This window comes from Novosphingobium sp. BL-S-24, assembly GCF_055521575.1.
This window is the reverse complement of sequence record NZ_CM145488.1, coordinates 1209022-1230781: the sequence shown is the minus strand read 5'-3', so window position 1 is coordinate 1230781 and position 21760 is coordinate 1209022. Positions and strand designations below refer to the sequence as shown.

Here is a 21760-nt window from a genome sequence, read left to right as displayed (position 1 = left end):
GCTGTCGCTACGGAGCTGACCCATTGTAAATCGATTTATATTTAGCAGAATTTGCTTGTATTATCCTACCTACGAATACCTGATCATATCCCGGTTCAGGTCCTTCAAACTGTTTACGCCGCCCAAGATCATGCAGCGCTCAAATTCGTCTCGAAGCAGGGAGATGGCGCGCTCTACTCCTTGGTGACCGCCTGCAGCGAGGCCGTATAAGTATGGGCGGCCTATCGAAACCGCGTCAGCGCCCAAAGCCAGCGCTTTGAAAATATGCGAACCTCGGCGAATACCGCCATCGCATATGATCTTCATACTTCCGCCAAGACCATCGGCCATAATAGCGATTTGATCAATCGGCGCGGCGGCTGACTCTAGCTGTCGCCCCCCGTGGTTTGACACCATGACGGTGTCAGCGCCCGCATCAGCTGCCATCTTTGCGTCGTCAAGCCGCAGAATACCCTTCACCGCTAATGGACCGCCCCATCGGGCTGCCAACCACTCCACGTCCTTCCAGGTGACCGAGCGGTCGAACTGACCGCTGACGTAATCCTGAAGCGAAATCGAATCGCCGGACAGTGCTGCAACACGATGAGCCACGTTCACGAAATCGAACTTGCGCCCCAAAAGTGCGGGGATGGACCAGCCTGGGCGCCTGGCAAATCCCCAAAATCCTCGCGGGGTCAGTCGGGGGGGAAGTGAAAGGCCATTTACAATATCTCGCTCTCGCTTGCCCGTCACCAGTGTATCGACCGTCAAAACGAGTCCGTCGTAACCTTCCGTGCGCGCACGCTCAATAAATTCCTCGGTTAACCCTCGATCTTTGAAAATATAGATTTGGAACAACTTCGGGGCGGAAAGAACGCGACCGAATTCTTCTATAGTCGTGGTGCCAAGTGTGGAGAGGCAGTAGGGTACCCCAGCGTTAGAGGCTGCTCGCGCAACTGCAAGTTCCGCATCTTTATGAAAGAGGCGCGTCAACCCCGTCGGCGAAAGCATCAGCGGAAACGGTATGCGGCGTCCGAAGATTTCGGTCTCCGTATTGACGTGTGAGACGTCTACCAGCATTCGGGGCAACAACTCGTACCGGTCAAAGGCGGAAATCGATCGACGTAGCGCCAATTCATCCTCGGCGCCGCCGTCCAGGTAATCAAATACGGGGCGCGGGAGGGTGCTTCGAGCGCTTCGCCTCAACGCTTCAATGTTGTGCCCGCGGATCATCCTAGCCCTCCCTTATCACTCGCTTTAGCCACTGTAGGTCCTTCGGCAGCCGCGCGCTATCTTTTGCGTGCGCGCGGCAGCGGAGACTGTGCGGTGCTCGTTCGCCGAACTGGTGTGGTGATGAAACCCGCGTATGACTCGAAGCCCGGTAAATACGTCTACATTGACCACGGTAACAACACCGTGTCGAAGTTCGGCTGCCTGTCCGACAATGCCATCGTCGGGAAGGAGCATATCATCAACCAAGGCGACACGATCGCCCGGTCCGGCAATACCGGGAACAGCACCGGCGCCCATCTGTATTATCAGGTCGAGGTAAACTGGAAGCCGGTCGATCCGAAAATAGGTGTGTTGGTTGAGGATGGTCTCGGCGGTTCAAGACCGACTTGTCAGACGCGGTGGCCGATTATGGCAAGGTCGTCGAGAAACAGGATCAATTTCTTGGGGGGGAGCGCGAAATCACCCAGTTGAAGACCCATTCGACGCTGACAGGTGACGCACTGCTGGCTGGCCAGCGTATCTGATCAACGACATCGAGCTATCGGAGGGCGAATGTTGCAGAGGAACGCGGGACCACTTTCCGCAAGCTCGGAAAAAACTGACGCAACTTAGTTGGAGGGTGCATTTTCCATCTACTTGCTAGGCCGACTATGGTTTGATAGTGAAACACCTGCTTCAAATAAGAGACGGTGGGACGAATGACGTCGTTGGACGGGCGTGTTGTTTTGATCAGTGGCGCGGCGCGAGGCTTGGGAGCCGCTTTTGCTCACGCCTGTGCCGAGGCTGGCGCTAGGGTCGCGGTTGCGGACATTGATAGCGACGGCGCAGCCCAGACCGCAGAGCATCTACGCACGCAGGGTCATGACGCGGATAGCTTCGCAGTCGATATCGCCGATCCCGGATCCGTCGCTTCGCTAGAAATGGAGGTTGCCCGTCGAATGGGCGGCATCGACGGGTTGCTCAATAATGCTGCTCTGGCGACGGGCATCGGAGGCAAGACGTTCGAGGAGATCGACCTTGATCAATGGGATCAGGTCATGCGCATTAACGTGCGCGGAACCTGGCTGATGACCAAAGCATTCGCGCCCTCACTGCGCCGGTCGGTAAAGGGTGGCCGCGTTCTCAACATCGCTTCCGATACCGCACTTTGGGGGGCTCCACGTCTTTTGCACTATGTAGCGAGCAAAGGTGCCGTCATCAGCATGACCCGCTCTTTGTCGCGCGAACTTGGCGAGGACGGCATCACCGTGAATGCTCTTGCGCCTGGCCTCGTGCGGGTTCCAGCCACTGACTATGTGCCCGAACAGCGCAAGCAGCTTTACGTGGATGGTGCCGCGATTCGGCGACCCCAGGTTCCGCAGGATACCGTCGGCGCGGCCGTCTTTTTCCTGAGCGATGCAAGCGGGTTCATCTCGGGACAGATACTGCCGGTAAACGGTGGATTTATCTCCGCCTGAACCTTCCTTTTTTCTGAATGTCTTACCGAACGGCCTTTGTGCTGTTCGGTGCGCTTTTGTGCGTTCCGGTCCGGCGATCATCGAGGCCGGGTTTCATAAAAATATTGACAAAAAGCTCCGAACGCGTTTTGATCGATATACAAACCACGTTTGATATACGAACAATCAATACAGGGCGTGAGGGAGCGTTTATGCAATACCGTAGTTCGTTCATGAGTTCGATGCTGGCAGTCGCGTTCGCCGCGCTTCCTCATGCGGCATTCGCTCAGGACACTCAGCAGGCATCAGCAACCGAGAGCGAGGGCCTGGGTGATATCGTCGTCACCGCGACCAAGCGTTCGGAAGATTCGCAAAAGACGGCAACCGCATTGCAGGTCTTCACGCCCGACCAGTTGAAAAAGAATGGCATCGTCGATGTTTCGGGCCTGACGACTGTCTCGCCGAGCCTTAACATCGGTGCGAGCAGCGGCGCTGCATTCCTGTCGATCCGCGGGGTGGCAAGCCGCGACTTCACCGAGATCGGCGACAGCGCCATCGCGGTCAGCATCGACGATCAGTACTTGCAGCGCCCGACTGGTATCAACGCAAGCTTCTACGACCTTGAGCGCATCGAAGTGCTGCGTGGGCCGCAGGGCACCCTGTACGGCCGCAATGCCACCGGCGGTGCTGTCAACATCATCACCAAGAAGCCTACGGATCAGCTCGAAGGTTACGTTTCGCTCGAAGCGGGCAATTACGAGACGATCAACGCCGACGCCGCCGTCAACCTGCCGATCACGGACGGTATTGCGATGCGCGCGTCGGTGGTTTCGCGCTACAATGAAGGCTTCCGCAACAATGGCCCCGTTGGCCGCGGTGACAGCACCAACGTGAAGGGTGGTCGCCTCTCCTTCCTGTTTACGCCGACCGATCGCCTCAAAGTGCTGCTGAGCGGCGACTACATGCATCTTGGCGGTTCGGGCGCAGTGTATGACGGCGTCAAGCTGACCACCGTGAACGGCGCGATCACCACAGTCCCCAAAGATGACGCATACGATGCGACACATTGGAACCTGAACACGAAGGGTCGGTTTGACACCACCAACATCCGCCTGCTTGGCCGGGTCGATTATGACCTCGACTTCGCAACCGTCAGCTACATCTCGGGCTATATGAAGCAGGACCTGTTCCACAAGTGGGACAACGACGGTCAGGCCGACAAGTTTTATATATTCACTCGTGACGAAAAATCCGAGGACATCAGCCAAGAGCTTCGCGTTGCGTCGAACAACAAGGCTGGGTTCATCTGGCAATTCGGCCTTTACTACTTCAATGAAGACCTGGACCTTGCCAATTACTTTGATAACGACATCAGCGGGGCGCCAGTCAATCTGCGTGAATACCACTATGACGTGACGACTCGGTCGAAGGCCGCGTTCGGCCAAATTTCCTATGACCTTCTCGACAACCTGCGCATTTCGGGTGGTGTCCGCTACACCAAGGACACGAAGAGCCGCGTGGGCTATAGTTACGTGGGAAGCCTGACGCAGGATGTCACCGATGGCGTCGCTGAGCGTACTTACGCCACCGATAACACTCGTGCATCGTGGAATAAGGTGACATGGCATGGCGGCATCGATTACACGATAAGCCCCGAAAACCTGCTGTACGCCAAGGTGGACAGCGGTTACAAATCAGGCGGATTCAATAACTTCGGCTTGGGCAGTTATGATCCCGAGACGCTGATCGCCTATGAAATCGGCTCCAAGAACCGGTTTTTGGACGACAAGCTGCAGTTGAACCTCAGCGCCTTCTGGTACGATTACAAGGATCAGCAGGTTTCGCAGGTCATCGGTGCAGACACCATTGTCGTCAACGCCGGCAAGTCACGCATCAAGGGCATCGAGGTGGAAACCGTCGCAGCCCTTGTACCGGGCAATCGCATCGACCTGGCGGTTACCTATCTTGATGCGAAGTACCGTGACTTCTGTACGAATAAGACGACTACGGGCGTATGCACCGTAAACTACGATGGTAACTTCCTAGTTCAGTCGCCCAAGTGGTCGATCAATGCAGGTATTCAACAGACCTTCGCCGCGTTGGGTGGTGAATTTACGGCGCGTGCGCAAACCCAGTACCGTTCAGAGCAATGGATGAGCTATTTCAACCGTTCGACCGAACGTCAGGGGGCGTATACCCGCACCGATCTCAGCCTTGAGTATGTGCCGGACAACACCAACCTGTCGGTGCAGGCCTATGTGCGTAACCTCGAAAACAGCGTCGTGCTGACCGAGGCGGCGCAAAGCGGTCTGTATGGAGCCATCCGTAGCCAGTACGCCCCGCCGCGTACTTATGGTGTCCGCGCGACCTTCCGCTGGTAAGCCAGCGAGGGGGCGCGGCGCCTTACCCATCCTCCTCCCAACTGCCGCGTCCCCTTCTTTCTTTACCGGAGTTCCAACATGCAGCGCATGACGTCCATCCTGGCCCTTGTCGCCGCGGCGCTCGCCAGCCATCCCGCGGCAGCCCGCGAGGCGGGGGCGACGCAGCCGGAGATCGGCGTGCGGTCGGCTCCGATCCTGACGGTTGACGGATTGCGGTTTCGCGACCTTGATCGCAATGGCAGGCTCGATCCTTACGAAGATTGGCGCCTGCCTGCGGTCAAGCGCGCAAGGGATCTGACCGCGCGCATGACGGTGCCGGAAAAAGCCGGCATGATGATGCACGCTGTGAACTCCGGCTATTTCGGACCGGGCGGAACCGTCCTGGATCAGCTGGCTCCGCCGCCGCCAGGCGCTCTGAAGCCGCCGGTCAACGTGGCAGGGGTGCCCGGTTTCGATCGCGCTGACAAACCAAGCCCGCGCGATCTGATCCTGAACCGGCATGTGCGATACATCATGACGTCGCCCGGAGGCGCTCCGGCCGATGCTGCGCGCTGGGCGAATGCACTTCAGGAGATGGCTGAAGGCAGCCGCCTTGGCATTCCCATCGTGTTCAGTGCCGATCCCATCCATACCACCAATCGCCTGCCGGGTGGCGCGCTGCCGCCGCCGGACCGGGTGAAGATTACGTCAAGCTGGCCCGATCAGATCGGCCTGGGCGCTGCGCGCGATCCGGCACTTGTACGCCAGTTCGGTGAGATCTCCTCGGCGGAACTGCGCGCAATGGGCTTTCGCATGATCCTCAACCCAATGGCGGATGTAGCCAGCGAACCACGGTGGAACCGTATCCCCGGCACGTTCGGCGAGGACGCAAAGCTAAACGGCGAGTATGCGGCGCAGTTTATTCTGGGCGCGCAGGGTAAGCGTCTTGGTCCGAATGGGATCATGGCGACGGTGAAGCATTTTCCGGGAGACGGCCCGGTTGAAAATGGCTTCGATCCGCACAACCCCTATGGCAAGCGGTTCGTGTATCCGGGGCGTCAGTGGAAACTGCACTACGACTCATTCGCTCCATCGTTCCGCGCCAACGTAGCGTTTGCGATGGGCAGCTATGGCGTTCCCACGTGGATCGACGACGTCGCCACGAACTTTTCTCGAAAGGTAATGACGGACCTGCTGCGCACAAAGATGCACTTCAAGGGCGTGGCGATCACTGATTGGATGCATGCCCAGCCGTGGGGCCTTGAAGACCAACCCAAGATCGAGCGCGAGCGGCGGATGGTCTGGGCCGGTATTGACCAGCTTGGGGGCGAACACGAGACGTCGTATATCGTAGACCTCGTCAAGCAGGGCAAACTCACCGAGAAACGTATCGACGTATCGGTCCAACGTGTGCTTGAGCCGATGTTCGCCATGGGGCTGTTCGAGAACCCCTATGTGGATCCCAACGCAGCGCAACGCATCGTCAAGGCGCCGGAATACGTGGCGGCTGGCGAATTGGCGCAGCGAAAGTCCATCGTGCTGCTGAAGAACGTATCGAACGTCTTGCCGCTGGCGCCAGGCAGCACGGTGGCGCTCGAAGGGTTCACGGCCATTCCGCAGGCCCTTGCGGGTCGCACGACGGATGCCGCGAAGGCGAATGTTATCGTCGTCAAGGTGAATGCGCCCTATGCCGACAACAAAACCGGACAGGCCTTCTTCGTGAAAACCCACGAAGGCACCCCGGTCTTCGCCGGAGCCGATAATGCGAGTGAGCTGGCGATGATCCGCAAGGCCGTCGCCACCGGCAAACCGGTGGTGGTCGTCATGAGCATGGAGCGCCCGGCGGTGCTGGCCGAATTCATCGATACTGTGCCCGGCATCATCGCTACATTCGGCTCCGGCGATGATGCGCTTGCGGACGTGCTGACCGGCGCATTCAATCCAAGCGGCAAACTGCCTTTCGCTCTCCCCGCCGATGCAGCTTCCGTCGAGCGGCAGGCTGAGGACGTTCCTTTCGACTTCGCCCGCGCCGCATATCCTTTCGGCTTCGGCCTTTCCTATCCTGCCCGGAAAAACTGACATCATGGAAGTGATCGACACCCCAATGACTGAATCTGGCGCGACTATCGAGACGCAGACTACCGTAGGTGCACTGATCGCGCGGTTGCTGGCCCATTGGGGCGTAAGTCACGTCTTCGGTGTGATCAGCATCCACAACATGCCGATCCTCGACCCGATTGGCGAGCAAGGAGCAATCCGCTACATCCCCGCTCGCGGCGAAGCTGGCGCACTTAACATGGCGGATGCCCACGCCCGCGTCACTGGCAATCTTGGCGTCGCTTTTACCAGCACCGGTACGGCCGCCGGTAATGCCGCGGGTGCCATGGTGGAGGCATTGACGGCCGGTTCGCCGGTCATGCACATCACCGGGCAGGTAGAGTTGGAACATCTCGACCTCAATCGCGCCTACATCCACGAAGCACCTGCACAGATGCAGATGCTGGGCGCCGTGTCAAAGGCCGCTTTCCGTATCACGTCACCGGGTCAGGTGGTGGAGATCATGGTTGCCGCCGCAGAGGCGGCGTTGTCTGCACCGACTGGCCCCGTTTCCATCGAAATCCCGGTGGACGTCCAAGCGGCCCCGATGGCCATGCCCGCCGTTCTGCCTGAGCTTTCGCCCAAGCGCCCGCAAACCGACGTGGAGAAGATCGCTACTCTTGCCACGATGCTTGCGGCCGCGAAAAAGCCGGTGATCCTGCTGGGTGGCGGCGCGCGTGGTGCCGAGGCAGAAGCGACCGCGCTGGCGGACAAGGGCATTGCTATCGTCACCTCGACCAACGGGCGCGGCGTGGTCGATGAAACCCACGCCATGTCTCTGGGAGCTTTCAACTGCACGAAGGAAGTGCAGGCCCTGTACGATGACGCCGATCTCATGATCGTCGCTGGTTCACGCTTGCGCGGTAACGAAACCTGGATCTACAAGTTGCGGCTGCCAGCCAAGGTTGCGGTGATCGATGCCGATCCCACCTCTGACGGCCGCAGCTATGCCAACGACCTGTTCATCCACGGCGACGTGAAAGCGACATTCAACGGGCTGCTCGAAGCGTTGGGCGACCGCACTTACGACGCGACATGGGCGCAGACAGTTGGAGCGGCGCGGGTGACCATGCATACCGGCATGCGCACCAGCCTGGGGGCGTACGATCGCCTCGTCGACGAGATTCAGGCGCGCATCCCGGATGACGCGGCATGGGTTCGCGATGTGACGATTTCGAATTCCATGTGGGGCAACCGCTTCCTTCGGATCGGCAATACCCGTGCAGGTGTCCACGCCGTCGGTGGCGGCATCGGACAGGGTCTACCGATGGCCATCGGAGCCGCTTTCGGAACTCCCGGCGGGGCATATGCGCTAAGTGGCGACGGCGGCCTGACGCTTTGCCTGGGCGAATTGGCTACCTTGGCCGAGGAAGACCCGGACGTCACTCTCGTGCTGATGAACGACAAGGGATATGGCGTGATCCGCAATATCCAGGATGTCGAGTACGGCGGCCGCCGCCACTACTCCAACATCCGCGTGCCGGACTTCGCGATGGTTGCCGCCTCGATCGGCCTTCGTCATGAAAAGGTGAGCGACATTGCCGAAGTCGGCGCAGCGCTCGACCGTGCCCGTACCAAGCCGGGGGCGGCCATTGTCGAGATCGACATGCTCTCCATCGGCGCCTACCCGCAGGCGTTCGCCGGCCCGCCGCGCAAGGATTGACCATGGCGAGCATCGCACCCCCGCGCGTTGGCCTGATCGGAGACGGTGGAATCTCCCGCGCCGTTCGTGCTGCGTTGGGTGCGGGATCACGGGTGGTCGGGATCCTTGCGCGGTGTCCGCGTGAGGGGCTGGACGAAACACTTCGGGTCGAGACCGTAGCAGAACTGCTGGAACGCGCGCCCGACATCATTGTCGAGTGTGCGGGACACGAGGCCGTGCGCGCATACGGCGCGGAGGTGCTGCGCGCTGGCCTGCCGATCATGATTGTGTCGACCGGCGCGCTGGCTGATCCGGTGCTGGCGCAGGAACTGTCAGCAGCGGCTGAGGCCGGGGGGGCTCAACTGGTCCTCGCGTCAGGCGCGATGGCAGGGATCGAAGGCCTTTCCGCCGCACGCTTCGGGGGGCTGGACCGTGTGCGCTATGTCGGACGCAAGCCAGCGCTGGCGTGGCGCGGTACACCCGCCGAAACGTTGGTGGACCTCGTAGCGTTGACTGAACCGGTCGTCTTCTTTCGTGGCGACGCGCGGGCCGCAGCCCTCGCGTATCCCAAGAATTCCAACGTCGCGGCCACCGTTGCGCTGGCGGGCATCGGGTTTGATCGCACCGAGGTCGAACTGGTCGCAGACCCGACGATCGCAACCAATGTCCACGAACTGAGCTTTGAAGGCGCCGATGGGTCCTTCGAGGTGCGCATTGCCGGGTCGCCGTCTGCCGCCAATCCCAAGACTTCCGCGCTCACCGCGCACAGCATCGTGCGGCTGCTCCACGGCATGGCCGCCCCGATCGTGATCTGAGGATTTCCATGACCGATTTGCCTATGCCTTCATTGCTCACCTCCGATCAGGTCGATTTCACCCAGATATGTTTGGGTGGTCTGTTCAGGATGGGCACTGGCGGTACCGCGCGCAGCATCGATCCGACGGATAACACACTCGTTGCCGACTACGGCATTGCGGGGCTCGACGATGTCGAGGAAGCGGTAGCCATGGGTCACGACGCGGTGGCCGCTCCATCCTGGCGTGATCTCAAGCCTCATGAACGTGCCCGCGTGCTCTACCGGATTGGCAATGCCATAGAGGCCCACGTCGATGCCATCAGTGCGCTTCAGACGCGCGACACGGGCAAAACGTTGACCGAGACGCGCGCTCTGGCGCTTTCGGCGGCAGGCACGTTTCGCTATGTCGCGGCCACCCTCGAGACGATGGACGAGGAACTGACCCCGTCGCGTGGGCCGTGGCTGACGATGTCGGTCCATGAACCGCTGGGTGTGGTGGCCGCCATCACGCCCTGGAATTCCCCGATCGCCAGCGACGCCCAGAAGGTCGCACCCGCGTTGGCGGCGGGGAATGCCGTGATCCTTAAGCCCGCCGAATGGACACCGCTGGTTTCGCTATTCCTTGCGCGACTTGCCTACGCCGCTGGTCTTCCCGAAGGGCTGCTTTCCGTTCTTCCCGGGCCCGGAAAGGTAATCGGCGATGCCCTGGTCCGTCATCCACTGGTCAAGAAGGTTTCATTCACCGGAGGCACGGTAACCGGCGTTCGCATCGCGGAAATTGCCGCGACCAAGCTGATGCCGGTTTCGCTGGAGCTGGGCGGCAAATCGCCCACCATCGTCTTTCCCGATGCCGATCTCGACGAAGCTATCGCAGGCGTGCTTTATGGCGTGTTCAGTTCCACCGGCCAATCGTGCATCGCGGGCTCCCGTCTGTTCGTTCACGAGAGCGTTCGTGAGGGTTTTGTCGGCCGTCTGGTGGAGCGCGCCAAGGCTTTACGCATGGGCCGGGGTGATGCCCCTGGCACGCAGATGGCGCCCATGATTCATCATCGTCATCGCGATCATGTGGCCGCCATGGTGAACTCTGCGGTCGCGGCAGGGGCACGGGTTCTATGCGGCGGTGAAATTCCGCGTGGTGAATTTGCAAACGGGGCATGGTATCCGCCGACGATCCTCGACAACGTGGCGAACACCGACACGATCTGCCGCGAGGAAGTGTTTGGCCCGGTGCTTGCCGTGATGTCTTGGACAGACGAGGAAGATCTGATCCGGCAGGCCAATGACAACGAATACGGCCTCGCCTGCGGAATATGGACGCGCGACTACAAGGCCGCATGGCGCGTTGCTCGTCGGATCGATGCGGGTACGGTCTGGATCAACACCTACAAGCAGTTCAGTTCCTCAACCCCGTTCGGCGGCGTGAAGGACAGCGGTTTGGGGCGTGAAAAAGGACGGCGCTGGGTGCAATCCTACATGAATCAGAAAGCGATTTACTGGGGAATGTCGCAGGAACCGATAGGCTGGGGTTGATCGCTCAAGTTTTGCGGGTCAAAGACTTGGGTACCTGTTCAGTAATCGAGACACGATGACCCAGCCCGAAATCTCGCCGGATGTTGACGAACGCTATATCGTGCCCGGCCTCGTCCGGGGTTTGCAGGTTCTTCAAAGTTTTACGCGTGAGCGGCAGGAGCAGACGGTCGCTGAAGTCGCACGCCAGATCGGCGCGACGCGTTCGACAGCATTCCGCCTCGTCTACACATTGGAGTACGCGGGCTACTTGCGCCGCGTCGCGGACGGCAAACGGTACCAATTGGGCAGCCGGGTGCTGGAACTGGGCTATAGCTTTCTGGCGGGCAAGGACCTGATCGAAGTTGCCAATCCGATCCTCGCACGCTTGCGCGACGATACCGGCACGTCGACACACCTCGTGGTGCGGGAAAGCCGCGATGCCGTATATATCGCTCGTTTTCAAGGCAACACCAGCCTGATCAGCGCCGTGACGGTCGGGTCGCGTTTGCCGGCCCATGCCACTGCGCCGGGACGCGTACTTTTGGCTAATATGAGCCTGTCAGACGTCGTCGCGCTATACGACACCTTCGAATTCACCAGATATACCGATGCTACACCCGGAAGCATGGGCGATCTGGTCAGCCTTGTCGAACAGGATCGTAAACGCGGGACGGTGGTGAGCTGGGGTTTTTATGATCGTAACGTAGCCAGCGTTGCCGTGCCGATCTACGATGCTTCCGGCGAGGTGTCTGCGGCGATTTCCATCAGTTGTCCGATCAACTCTTTCGACCGGGAGACGTTCGAAGGCAGAATCTCCACGCAAGTGGAGCGGGCCGGGATGGAGATATCACGTGGGCTGGGCCATCGCGCAGGTGCGGCGGGCTAACCCGCTAGTCGCAGGCTATTTTAATTCGGCGCCAACGCCATTGGCTACCGCATCACGCAGGCGGCGCAAGAACTTGAGCGTTGCTTCGGATGGATGTTCGGCTCTTTCATGCAACACGCGGATGCCCCACTGGCTCAGGACCATCTGCTGAACCGGATCCTGCTTGGGAGAGAAGACGAAAGAGGGCGGTCGATCGCGCTCGCGTCCCGATTCCTGCCACATCTGCCATAACCGATAGAGTAGCATGCGAATGTTGAGGTCCGACATGCTATAGCCAAGGAATAGCAGGGTTCGGCCCATCGCATCGGCCTTGAACTTGATGTCTAACGGTGAGTCGAAGGCGAGGCGTCGGAAATAATCCGTCTCAGCAAGGACCAGTGATTCATCGTCGTCAAAATCACCATGGAACTTGACGATCTGCGGCAGTCCACGCTCGGCGTTGACGATGTCGCTGGTGTTTGCGACTTTCACGAACTCGCGCCCGTGCGCCTGGTACGCGATCTCCAGGTTGTTGTCGTAGTTGGTGGTGTAGACCAGCGGAAAATCCAGATCGACGATGATCTTGTGGAGTTCCGACTCTTTCACGCGATCGCTGCATACGGACCAGGTGCGGTCCATCCAGCTGCGCAAAGGCCCGATGCTTCCGTTCTTCAGCCGGTAGTATTCCGATAGAGTCTGGTAACTCCACCCCGACTGGTGCGGCATCCCTTCCAGTCCCAACTCGCGTTTCATATGATCGATCAGTTCATGCCACGAAGGCAACCCGACGCTCATCGACAGACCCGCACCGGCGAAAAGCAGGACCCGGCGATCCCGCACCGCTGCAGCAAGTTCTTCAAAGCTGGCCACAATCATGAGTGCACCAAGGTCGTAGCAGGATCGACGGCATCCGGGCGACGAACAGCGACGGGCAGCATTGCCAGAGCAAGGCATGCCGCACCCATCAATCCCGTTGCGATCGTCATCACCACTCCATACCCGCCACTGGCATCGCGGACGAAGCCAAACAGCGCGGGGCCTATCGACGAACCGACCAGAAATGCTGCCAACAGATAGCCATAGATGGCTGCGAAAGATCGCTGGCCGAAATAACGGCTGATGAACAGGGCGATGATGTCACTCTCAGCCCCGAAGCCCAGCCCGATCGTCAGCGCGACCAGGATCAGCATGGGCAAGCCTGCCGTGGCGCCTACCGTGACGGCCAGGATAAACCCAGCCGCAGAGCAGGCAAAGAATGCAATGGCGACGCGCGGCACGGGGAAATGATCGGCAAGCCACCCGACTAGCACGCGGCCCACGATAGTGGAAAGGCCATAGGCTGAAGCCACTGCAGCGGCCTGCCCGGTCGACAGGCCATGATCCAGAGCAAGGAGTGAAATATGCGGCACGATCCCGGTCAGCGCCACCGACGCCAGAAGGATGGCCGTTGCCATCAGAGCAAATTCCCGTGTCCGCCGCGCTTCGGTCAGGGTCAGGCCAGACAGGAAAGATGTGGCGGCGACAGGCATTTCGGGAGCCGGTCGTGACAGCACCAGATTGCAGAGAAATGGCACGACCATCACCAGCACCGCCAATGACGACATCGCCACTCGCCAGTCAAAAGCCGATAGCATCGCGCCGGCAACCAGCGGCATGATCACGTAGCCCACGCCCAATCCCGCTGCCGCGATACCAATAGCGAGGCCGCGGTGGTGGACGAACCATCCGGTGATGAGTTTCGAATAGCTGATGCTTTGAGTGGCTACAGTCGTCGCGCCCCACACAAAGGCAACGCCATAGAATATGGGCAGGCTGCCCGCCAACCATGCAAGAACGGGAAACCCGAGCGCCAAGGCGATCGTGGCAGGAAAAAGAAGTCGGCGTACACCATGCTTGTCGAGCGCCGATCCAGTCAGGGGCGAGGCAAGGACTCCGGCGATGTTAAAGAAAGTCAACGCCAGCATGATCGCGCCGCGACTCCAGTTGGTATCGGCGGCAAGGTGCGGGGCGAATAATCCGAAGGTGCCAAAAATCATCGGTCCCGGACTGAACGCAAGGCCGATTACGGCAGCAACCAGCACGCGCCATCCGGGATAGCCAAGATTTGATTCCGGCGAAGGAACGCTTTCAGGCGCCATTATTCACGACCCTTATGTATCATAAGTGAGACTTGTAATTCCTATGTCAAACAATGAGGCTTGGGAAGTCGGAATTATAGGCAGCCAAAGCTTTCAAAAGGCACGGCTTGACACACACAGAGCCTTGAGCCACATTTCCCACATAGTAGACAGTAGTTCATATATCAAACATTGAGATTGCGATGCTGTATAATGAGTTTCTTGCCGGAAGTGCGGATGCCAAAGCCGGTGGACGTTTCATCGAAGAGCCCGGCAAGATCGAGAACTTCGTTTTTCAGACTCGCGGCCGGGCGCTCGAACCGTTCGAAGAGGCTCTGGCATTGGCGCTCACCACGGCTTTCGATGGCGGCGCGTTCGAGTTGCCGGAGCTTGTGTTAGCTTTGAACGAAGGCGGCATCGTGGATCGTGCGGGTTCCGCTTGGACCGAGGGCAGCCTTGAGGCCGAATTGGATCGGCTTGGCGGGGCGTTGTTCCAGCATGTTGCAGGAGACATTGCGGTATGAATGCTTCATCCGATCTGACCGCCGCCGCGCGACTGAACGAAGGTCTGCGCGAGATGTGGTATCCCGTCGCGCCGAGCTGGATGCTGCAAAAGGCGCCTCTCGGTCTCACTCGCCTCTCGCAAAGAATCGTTCTGTGGCGTGACGCCGAAGGTGGAATCAAGGCGATCGACGATCGTTGCCCCCACCGTGGTGCGCGTCTGTCGATGGGCTGGAATCTTGGTGACCGGGTGGCATGTTGGTATCACGGCGTCGAGGTCAACGGCGAAGGCCGGATCGAGGATATCCCTGCGCTTGCCAAGTGCGTGATGAAGGGCCGCCAGCTTAATCGTGCATTCCCCGCTGTCGAGCGGGCCGGTGCGATTTTTCTCTGGTTCGGGGAGGGCGAGCCCACGCCGCTGGAGCTTCCCGAAGAGATTTCGGGCGGCGAATGGGCCGACATTCTGTGCACTGCGCATTGGAACTGCAACTGGCGCTACGCGGTCGACAACGTCATGGACCCGATGCACGGCGCTTACCTTCATGCGCAGAGCCACTCGATGGCGCAAGGCGACAAGACGGCGACCATGCGAGCGCGCGAAACCGATACCGGCTTCGTGTTCGAGAAGACCAACCAGGCCGGGGTAAACTTCGACTGGACCGAAGTGGGGCTTACCGGCGCTCTATGGCTGCGTCTTTCCATTCCTTACGGCAAGGCGGCAGGTCCCGGCGGATCGTTCGGCATCGTCGGCATGGTGGTGCCGGTGGACGAGACGAGCTGCAGGGTGTTTTTCTGGCGGTGCCGCAAGGTCTCCGGCTGGCAGCGGAATGCGTGGAAATTCTTGTACCGAGCGCGCCTGGAATCGCTGCACTGGGACGTCCTTGAACAGGATCGTCTGATTCTCGAAGCAATGGACGACAGCGCCCGCGAGCATGAAGCACTTTACGCTCATGATGGCGGCATCGTTCGCCTGCGCCGCATGCTGGATCAGTTGGCTGCGGCGGAGATCGCCGACGACCGTCGCGCGGCCGCATGTGAGCATGAGCAGGCCTGACCGATGCCCGAGTCATCGCTCGAACGCGGCCTTGCCGTTCTTCGCCAGTTCGATCGGGAGCGATCCCGGATGGCAGCGACGGAGATCGGCGCGACGCTGGGTATTCCACGTTCCAGCCTGCACCGGCTCCTGACCGAAATGGTCGCGTTGAATCTGTTGCAGCGGGATCGCGACGGCCGTTATGCGCTGGCGGCCGGCGTACTGCTTTTGGGGCACGAATACCTGGCGTCGCAGGATATCGTCCTGTTGGGGCAGCCCGTTCTCGAGGCCCTGAGCGCGACCACAGGCTGGACCACACACCTGGCGGTGCGGCAGGGAACATCGATCATTTATCTTGTGCGCTGCCTTGGAAAAGGTGCGATCACGGAGAATGTGTCGGTGGGCACTTCGCTGCCAGCTCATGCGACGTTGATGGGCAGGGTGCTCCTGACGGGCCTGAATGAGGCAGACCTGGCAACGCTTTATGACGGATACGTTTTCAACGACCGGGGTAACGAGTTGCCATCGTCGTTTCAGGCGCTTGTTCGGCAGTTGAACTTGGACCGCAACGCTGCCTGCCTGACCAGCGATGGTTATTATGAGACAGGCCTCGCGGCCGTCGCCGCCCCGGTACGCGATAGAAGCGCCCAGCTTTCCGCTGCGATCAACGCAACGCGAGCGGGGGCGACCGCCGTCGAGGCGGAACGTGTGCGTGCGGCAGTGTTGGAAGCGGCCAATACCATTTCGGCGCTCATAGGCGGATCGCCCGTGTCCGCGATCATTTCGAATGGAGAACATGAATGGCCCAGCATCACAGTGGCCTGACCGGGATCGAAGCTGTTCAGTTTTCGACCGCTGACTTGGTCGAGGCCGCTCGCTTCATGGACGATTGGGGACTTGCCGACGCGGGTAGCGACGATGCATGTCTGCGCCGCATCACCCGGGATCGGTCCGAAATCGAAGTGCGCCTCTGCGATGATCCGGCGCTTGCACCGGGGGTGGAGGAAGGCGCCAGTTTGCGGGCAGTCACCTGGGGTGTATCCGATGAGGCTGAATTGGCTGCCCTCGCCCAGCGCCTTGGAAACGACGCTTGGCGGGATGCAAACGACCTGCTCAGCATCAAGGACCCAGCGGGATTCACCCATCACTTTCGCGTGCGTCGTAGAGGCGACGTGGCTGCCGACCTGCAACTCGTCAACGGCCCCGGTCAGGCCAACCGTGTCGATGCTCGCTCGACGATCTACACTAGGCCCGCGCCCATCGGCATCGGTCATGTCGTGCTGTTCATTGATGATCTGGATGCCACGCTGGATTTCTTCACCAATCGCCTCGGCTTCGTGGTGAGTGACAGCTACCCAGGCCACGCCGCATTCCTGCGCTGCCGGACACCCGGACCGCATCACGACGCCTTCGTGCTGCGCCGGCCCGGAAAGCCTGGCGTCAATCACGTCGCCTTCACCGTCGGCAATATTCACGAGGTCTTCGGCAGTGGGCTTTCGATGAGCGCAAAAGGCTGGGTGACGGACATCGGGCCGGGTCGGCATCCGATCTCATCCGCCTATTTCTGGTACTTCCGCAGCCCCATGGGCGGTTCGTGGGAGTTCTATGCCGATGACGACTATTGCACTGCGGATTGGGTGCCCAGCGAGTTTGAACGCAAGCCCGAATTGTTTGCCGAATGGGCGATCGCGGGCGGTATCGATGGCAACACCCGTCGGCAGGCGCGCAGCGCCTAACCCCTACTCTCACAGGCGTATCACGCCTGACACCGTGCCTTCAGGAGAACGAAGATGGAAGAAACCGCCGCGCCCGTGCGCAACAAGCTGGTGCCGGAAGGCAAGACGCTCGCCGAGTGGATCGATGGTCGCCTTGCCCGCTACGAAACCCGCAAGCTCGATTGGAACGCGCTAAAATTCCAGGCGGACTTCGATCCCAAGTACAAGCGCGCCCAAATGCGCTATGTCGGTACCGGCGCTACGGGTGTGTCCACCGATACCAACACTGTACCTGCCGAACACTTCACGTTTTCGACCATGGTTCTTCCTGCTGGCTGCGAAGGCCCGCTACATCTGCACGACGACGTGGAGGAAGTGTTCTTCATCCTGAAGGGCAACAAGGTCAAACTGATGTTCGAGGCGGAAGGCGAGTATTACGAGACGTACGTGCGCGAGCGTGATCTTGTTTCGGTTCCGGCAGGTATCTATCGCGGTCTCGTCAACGAAGGGATCGAAGAAGCGTTGATGATTGTCTGCCTTGGCACCAATGTTCCCGAAACGCCGACCTATCCGCCGGAGCATCCGCTTTCGAAGGTTAAACGCCCCAAGCCGATCAACGCGGACACCTGATGGATCTGCGCGCTCGCCTCGACGTGATCGCACCCCTGCAGGAGAATGCCGGCTTCAGTTGGCGCGAGGCGGGCGGTGATCATAGTGGAGCAGCAGGCCTTCCTCTCGTATTGTTGCATGGCATCGGCTCCAACGCCGGTAGCTGGGTGGGCCAGTTGGAGACTTTTGCGTCTCAACGACGAGTGATCGCATGGGATGCCCCTGGCTATGGACGTAGCGCTCCATTGCCCGAACTGGCACCGGACGCCTATGACTACGGCGCGGCCCTGTGGCGGTTCCTGGACGAACTGGAAGTAGACCAATGCGTTTTGGTGGGGCAGTCGCTCGGAGCAATAATGGCGACGGCTGCCGTCCGACTGGTACCCACTCGCGTAGCCGCGTTAGTCCTTGCCAGCCCAGCGACCGGCTATGGTGTAACACCGGGTGCGACATTGCCGCCGACTATCTCCAAACGGATTGCCGATATCCGTGAACTCGGGCCGCGGCGGATGGCAGAAGAGCGCGCCATGCGCTTGCTTACGGAGCGTGCTTCGAGGGAGGTGCGGGCTTTGGTTCTTGACGCCATGGCGTCAGTCGATCCGGACGGTTATGAGCAGGCGGTACGTCTGCTTGCAGCCTCTGATCTTCCCAACTTGCTTGATGGCGTTGCTGTTCCCGGATTGGTGATTTGGGGCGGCGAAGACGTGGTGACGCCACCCGAAGGGTGCCGCAATATCGCGAATGCCTTCGTTAGCGCTAAGGGAATGGAGATTCCTGGCCTGGGTCATGCGTTCGCTACCGAAGGCGCAGATCGCTTCAATAAGGCGATACAACCGATACTGGATGTGGCCGATCACCAACTCACCACAGAAATGCGAGATTGATCATGGATCTTGGGCTTTCAAGCCGCGTAGCGGTCGTTACTGGTGGATCATCGGGCATTGGCCTGGCTACTGCACGCCAACTTCTGGCCGAGGGTGCGAATGTCGTGATCTGCGGACGCGATCACGACAGGCTCCACGCTGCGGCCGCACAACTTGGCCATGAAGATCGTCTTCATGCGCAAGTGTGCGACGTGCTTGATCCAGAAGCGGTGCAAGGTCTTGCGCAAAGCGCCGTCAGCCGTTTCGGCAAAGTCGACGTCCTGATCAACAATGCGGGTCAAGCGCGGCTGAGTACGTTTGCCAATACGCTGGATGCTGACTGGGACGCCGAACTCAACCTTAAATTCTATAGCATCATTCGCCCGACGCGTGCGTTTCTTCCGCTTCTGGAATTGGGCGACGCCCCGGCGATCGTGGTGGTCAACTCACTGCTTGCCCGCCAGCCCGAACCGCACATGGTCTGCACCTCCGCCGCGCGGGCGGGGGTGCAGAATCTGGTCAAGTCACTGAGTGTGGAACTTGCGCCGAAGGTGCGCGTGAACTCGATCCTCATCGGAACTGTAAACAGCGGACAATGGGAGCGACGCTTTAAGGAACGTGCGGCACCGGGCGTCACCTACAAACAGTGGCTGGCCGACCTGGCCCGTGAGAAGCACATTCCGCTTGAACGGTTCGGTGAGCCGGAGGAAACGGCGGCCGCTATCGTGTTCCTGGCCTCCCCCGCAGCAGGCTTCATAACCGGGGCAGCATTGGAAGTTGCCGGCGGGGTCTCGCGTTTCGCATGATGATACGCAGCCTTGTGACGCGTTCCGTCCGCTGCATGCTGATCGCGGCAGGTGTTGTGAGCGTTTGTTTCGTCCAGTCCGCAGTTGCTCGGCAGAATGATCAGGTAACCTATCTACTTCCAGCCCCGAAGGAGGCGATCGTATTCGCGCCATTTGTACTTGCGGAACAGCAGGGCAAATACCGTCGGGCAAAGCTGGATGTGAAGTTTGTAGTTGTTTCCGGCGGATTCAATGTCGGGAAGGCCTTGGCACAAGGGGAAGGCGACCTTGGTGGTGCGAGCGGCGACACCCCAATTTTACTGCGCGCCTCGAACATTCCGGTGAAAGGGATTGCGCTGCTAGGCCATCACTCTTTCCTCACGCTGATAACGCGTCAAGATGGTGCAAATGCCGCCTCTATAGCCCCGCAGAAGCTGATAGACGTCCCATCACTGAACGACACTTCGTATTACGCTATGCAGATTCTAACGGCGAGGATGTCGTCGACAGGAAAGAATATCATCACCCGTTCGCGGCCCCCTACCGACCTGATCGCTGCACTGGGGACCAGAGAGATCGACGGGTTTGTCGGAACCGTCGATTGGGGAGTGAAGGCGGAGCGGTCGGGCGTGCAACTCAGTTACCGCAAGCTGGACGAATTCTATCCTGCGATGGCACAGGCGATCATGGCATCTGAAACGGTGATTTCAAAACGCCCCGACGTACTGCGACGCTTCGTGCAGGTTACCTTGCAATCATTGAAGCAGATCGCTGCCGATCCGGAGAGCGCCGCGACAGCCTATGAGGCTGCCGTTCCCCAAAGCGGCTATAATCATGCGGAGATCGTCCGCGTCTTTAAACTGCTGAGCTCCCACGTTTACGGAAGCACCAGAAATGTCGGATCGTTCAACGTAGCAACCGTCATGGCGGCGGAAACCGAGCTTCTAAACAGGAACTTGATTGCAAGTCGGCGTCCAAGCCAAAACTACTATTCAAACCGTTTTACCGGACGATAGCTGGATATATCCGGTTGGTCCCAAGTTAGGGCAATCTATAACGTGTTGGAGGCCTTGAGATCATCATGAACGCTGATGTTCGCCCGGTACGCGCAGGGTTGGTCGGCTACGGTTACGCCGGGCGTACGTTCCATGCTCCGTTGATCATCGGTTCGGAGGGCATCGAACTGCGCGCCATCGCGTCCAGCGATGCCGGCAAAGTGGCGGCAGACCATCCAAATATGCTGGTCTACCACGACCCTGCCGAGCTTATGGCCTCGCCGGATATCGACCTCGTTGTGGTCGCAACGCCCAATGATACCCACGCTCCATTGGCTCTAGCGGCTTTGGCGGCGGGAAAGCACGTCGTGATCGACAAGCCTTTCGCCTTAACCATGGCAGAGGCGCGCGAAGTGATTTCGGCAGCCCAAGCGGCCGATCGTCATTTATGTGTATTCCACAACAGGCGCTGGGACAGCGACTATCTTTCAGTGAAAGCCGCTATCGAGAACGGCATTCTGGGCGATGTAAGGCACTTTGAGTCGAAGATTGACCGTTTTCGCCCGCAGGTTCGTGATCGTTGGCGGGAGCACGCCACCTTTGGCGCTGGCATCTGGTTTGACCTCGGACCTCACCTGATCGATCAGGCCCTGCAAATTTTTGGCCTGCCGGACAGCATCAATTTGAGCTTGGCAATGCAGCGAGACGGCGCGTGCGTGGATGACTGGGCTCATGCAATTCTTCAGTATGGCGAGATCCGGGTGATCCTTAACGCCAGTATGTCAGTTGCGGGGGGATCGGATCGTTTCGTGGTGCATGGAAGCGCCGGAAGTGCCGTGAAAACTAAGGCCGACCAGCAGGAATCGCAGCTATTAAGCGGCATGTTGCCGGGTGCTTCCGGGTGGGGCGATGATCTGGATCGTGTCGAATGTTTCAAAGCGGACGGGCAGCAAACTCTTTTTCCAGCCATCCCCGGTGATCAGCGCGAATTCTACCGAAGAATGGCGTCGGCAGTGAAAGGAGGATCCAAGCCGCCAGTGCTGCCGATCGAGGCATTGGCCGTAATGGCGACGCTAGAAGCAGGCTTTATCTCGTCTAAACAGCAACGATCTGCCACGCTGCCTCTTACCCAAGCGGAGTTCGCCGAATGGGAAGCTGCGCGCGAGAGTAAGCGTTAAATTCAACACGCCGATCCGTTTCTCCAAGGCAGAGCATTCGATCGTTT

The 21760-nt window shown here is 59.6% G+C and carries 20 protein-coding genes; 17 read left to right on the top strand and 3 right to left on the bottom strand.

The features are described 5' to 3' along the window. Window positions 1–69: 69 nt before the first annotated feature. On the bottom strand, window positions 70–1212 hold the full coding sequence (locus tag ACZ1JM_RS11105; protein WP_465134859.1) for an alpha-hydroxy acid oxidase: 1143 nt from the start codon (window positions 1210–1212) through the stop codon (window positions 70–72). Between the two features lie 93 nt (window positions 1213–1305). Here ACZ1JM_RS11105 and ACZ1JM_RS11100 point away from each other — a divergent pair, with 93 nt between their 5' ends. From ACZ1JM_RS11100 to ACZ1JM_RS11065, 8 genes are all read left to right on the top strand, one after another. Continuing rightward, complete coding sequence (locus ACZ1JM_RS11100; RefSeq protein WP_465134858.1) at window positions 1306–1683, top strand: M23 family metallopeptidase; 378 nt, start codon at window positions 1306–1308, stop codon at window positions 1681–1683. A gap of 227 nt (window positions 1684–1910) precedes the next feature. Beyond that, entirely contained in the window at window positions 1911–2669 is a 759-nt protein-coding gene (locus ACZ1JM_RS11095) for an SDR family oxidoreductase (RefSeq protein ID WP_465134857.1), read from the top strand. A 191-nt stretch (window positions 2670–2860) separates the two neighbouring features. Continuing rightward, a complete protein-coding gene (locus ACZ1JM_RS11090; RefSeq protein WP_465134856.1) occupies window positions 2861–5029 on the top strand; it encodes a TonB-dependent receptor in 2169 nt (722 codons plus the stop codon). Window positions 5030–5116: 87 nt separating this feature from the next. After that, window positions 5117–7087, top strand: coding sequence for a glycoside hydrolase family 3 protein (locus tag ACZ1JM_RS11085; protein ID WP_465134855.1), 1971 nt, complete (start codon window positions 5117–5119; stop codon window positions 7085–7087). Window positions 7088–7112: 25 nt separating this feature from the next. Further along, window positions 7113–8768, top strand: a complete 1656-nt coding sequence (locus ACZ1JM_RS11080; protein WP_465134854.1) for a thiamine pyrophosphate-binding protein — start codon at window positions 7113–7115, stop codon at window positions 8766–8768. 2 nt (window positions 8769–8770) lie between these two features. Then, the gene (locus ACZ1JM_RS11075; RefSeq protein WP_465134853.1) at window positions 8771–9562 is read left to right on the top strand and encodes an aspartate dehydrogenase; all 792 of its coding nucleotides are present in this window, start codon (window positions 8771–8773) and stop codon (window positions 9560–9562) included. 8 nt (window positions 9563–9570) lie between these two features. Next, window positions 9571–11073 carry an aldehyde dehydrogenase gene (locus tag ACZ1JM_RS11070; protein ID WP_465134852.1) on the top strand — a complete coding sequence of 501 codons (1503 nt, stop codon included), beginning with the start codon at window positions 9571–9573 and terminating at the stop codon, window positions 11071–11073. A gap of 55 nt (window positions 11074–11128) precedes the next feature. Continuing rightward, the gene (locus ACZ1JM_RS11065) at window positions 11129–11938 is read left to right on the top strand and encodes an IclR family transcriptional regulator (protein ID WP_465134851.1); all 810 of its coding nucleotides are present in this window, start codon (window positions 11129–11131) and stop codon (window positions 11936–11938) included. A gap of 15 nt (window positions 11939–11953) precedes the next feature. On the opposite strand, the gene ACZ1JM_RS11060 is transcribed toward ACZ1JM_RS11065, so the two are convergent. After that, complete coding sequence (locus tag ACZ1JM_RS11060; protein ID WP_465134850.1) at window positions 11954–12787, bottom strand: SIR2 family NAD-dependent protein deacylase; 834 nt, start codon at window positions 12785–12787, stop codon at window positions 11954–11956. A gap of 2 nt (window positions 12788–12789) precedes the next feature. Continuing rightward, window positions 12790–14055: an MFS transporter gene (locus ACZ1JM_RS11055; RefSeq protein WP_465134849.1), complete on the bottom strand. Its 1266-nt coding sequence runs from the start codon at window positions 14053–14055 to the stop codon at window positions 12790–12792. A gap of 182 nt (window positions 14056–14237) precedes the next feature. Between ACZ1JM_RS11055 and ACZ1JM_RS11050 the strand changes: the two genes are divergently transcribed. The 9 genes from ACZ1JM_RS11050 (at window position 14238) to ACZ1JM_RS11010 (ending at window position 21713) form a co-directional block, all read left to right on the top strand. Continuing rightward, complete coding sequence (locus tag ACZ1JM_RS11050) at window positions 14238–14558, top strand: recombinase-like helix-turn-helix domain-containing protein (protein WP_465134848.1); 321 nt, start codon at window positions 14238–14240, stop codon at window positions 14556–14558. Beyond that, window positions 14555–15589 (top strand): Rieske 2Fe-2S domain-containing protein, encoded by a 1035-nt coding sequence (locus ACZ1JM_RS11045; RefSeq protein ID WP_465134847.1) that lies wholly within the window; start codon window positions 14555–14557, stop codon window positions 15587–15589. The genes ACZ1JM_RS11050 and ACZ1JM_RS11045 overlap by 4 nt, the downstream gene beginning before the upstream one ends. Window positions 15590–15592: 3 nt before the next feature. Then, the gene (locus ACZ1JM_RS11040) at window positions 15593–16393 is read left to right on the top strand and encodes an IclR family transcriptional regulator (protein ID WP_465134846.1); all 801 of its coding nucleotides are present in this window, start codon (window positions 15593–15595) and stop codon (window positions 16391–16393) included. After that, window positions 16369–17304 (top strand): VOC family protein, encoded by a 936-nt coding sequence (locus ACZ1JM_RS11035; protein ID WP_465134845.1) that lies wholly within the window; start codon window positions 16369–16371, stop codon window positions 17302–17304. Before ACZ1JM_RS11040 ends, ACZ1JM_RS11035 begins: the two co-directional genes overlap by 25 nt. 54 nt (window positions 17305–17358) lie before the next feature. After that, on the top strand, window positions 17359–17913 hold the full coding sequence (locus tag ACZ1JM_RS11030) for a cupin domain-containing protein (RefSeq protein WP_465134844.1): 555 nt from the start codon (window positions 17359–17361) through the stop codon (window positions 17911–17913). Beyond that, a complete protein-coding gene (locus ACZ1JM_RS11025; RefSeq protein ID WP_465134843.1) occupies window positions 17913–18776 on the top strand; it encodes an alpha/beta fold hydrolase in 864 nt (287 codons plus the stop codon). Before ACZ1JM_RS11030 ends, ACZ1JM_RS11025 begins: the two co-directional genes overlap by 1 nt. 2 nt (window positions 18777–18778) lie before the next feature. After that, window positions 18779–19561: an SDR family oxidoreductase gene (locus ACZ1JM_RS11020; protein WP_465134842.1), complete on the top strand. Its 783-nt coding sequence runs from the start codon at window positions 18779–18781 to the stop codon at window positions 19559–19561. Then, window positions 19558–20556 (top strand): ABC transporter substrate-binding protein, encoded by a 999-nt coding sequence (locus ACZ1JM_RS11015; RefSeq protein WP_465134841.1) that lies wholly within the window; start codon window positions 19558–19560, stop codon window positions 20554–20556. Before ACZ1JM_RS11020 ends, ACZ1JM_RS11015 begins: the two co-directional genes overlap by 4 nt. A 140-nt stretch (window positions 20557–20696) precedes the next feature. Then, complete coding sequence (locus ACZ1JM_RS11010; RefSeq protein WP_465134840.1) at window positions 20697–21713, top strand: oxidoreductase; 1017 nt, start codon at window positions 20697–20699, stop codon at window positions 21711–21713. The last annotated feature ends 47 nt before the right edge of the window (window positions 21714–21760 follow it).

Coding starts and splice junctions, on each gene's coding strand:
- ACZ1JM_RS11105 (WP_465134859.1), bottom strand. CDS start 1,212: ATGATCCGCGGGCACAACATTGAAGCGTTGAGGCGAAGCGCTCGAAGC.
- ACZ1JM_RS11095 (WP_465134857.1), top strand. CDS start 1,911: ATGACGTCGTTGGACGGGCGTGTTGTTTTGATCAGTGGCGCGGCGCGA.
- ACZ1JM_RS11090 (WP_465134856.1), top strand. CDS start 2,861: ATGCAATACCGTAGTTCGTTCATGAGTTCGATGCTGGCAGTCGCGTTC.
- ACZ1JM_RS11085 (WP_465134855.1), top strand. CDS start 5,117: ATGACGTCCATCCTGGCCCTTGTCGCCGCGGCGCTCGCCAGCCATCCC.
- ACZ1JM_RS11080 (WP_465134854.1), top strand. CDS start 7,113: ATGACTGAATCTGGCGCGACTATCGAGACGCAGACTACCGTAGGTGCA.
- ACZ1JM_RS11075 (WP_465134853.1), top strand. CDS start 8,771: ATGGCGAGCATCGCACCCCCGCGCGTTGGCCTGATCGGAGACGGTGGA.
- ACZ1JM_RS11070 (WP_465134852.1), top strand. CDS start 9,571: ATGACCGATTTGCCTATGCCTTCATTGCTCACCTCCGATCAGGTCGAT.
- ACZ1JM_RS11065 (WP_465134851.1), top strand. CDS start 11,129: ATGACCCAGCCCGAAATCTCGCCGGATGTTGACGAACGCTATATCGTG.
- ACZ1JM_RS11055 (WP_465134849.1), bottom strand. CDS start 14,055: ATGGCGCCTGAAAGCGTTCCTTCGCCGGAATCAAATCTTGGCTATCCC.
- ACZ1JM_RS11050 (WP_465134848.1), top strand. CDS start 14,238: ATGCTGTATAATGAGTTTCTTGCCGGAAGTGCGGATGCCAAAGCCGGT.
- ACZ1JM_RS11045 (WP_465134847.1), top strand. CDS start 14,555: ATGAATGCTTCATCCGATCTGACCGCCGCCGCGCGACTGAACGAAGGT.
- ACZ1JM_RS11040 (WP_465134846.1), top strand. CDS start 15,593: ATGCCCGAGTCATCGCTCGAACGCGGCCTTGCCGTTCTTCGCCAGTTC.
- ACZ1JM_RS11035 (WP_465134845.1), top strand. CDS start 16,369: ATGGCCCAGCATCACAGTGGCCTGACCGGGATCGAAGCTGTTCAGTTT.
- ACZ1JM_RS11030 (WP_465134844.1), top strand. CDS start 17,359: ATGGAAGAAACCGCCGCGCCCGTGCGCAACAAGCTGGTGCCGGAAGGC.
- ACZ1JM_RS11025 (WP_465134843.1), top strand. CDS start 17,913: ATGGATCTGCGCGCTCGCCTCGACGTGATCGCACCCCTGCAGGAGAAT.
- ACZ1JM_RS11020 (WP_465134842.1), top strand. CDS start 18,779: ATGGATCTTGGGCTTTCAAGCCGCGTAGCGGTCGTTACTGGTGGATCA.
- ACZ1JM_RS11015 (WP_465134841.1), top strand. CDS start 19,558: ATGATGATACGCAGCCTTGTGACGCGTTCCGTCCGCTGCATGCTGATC.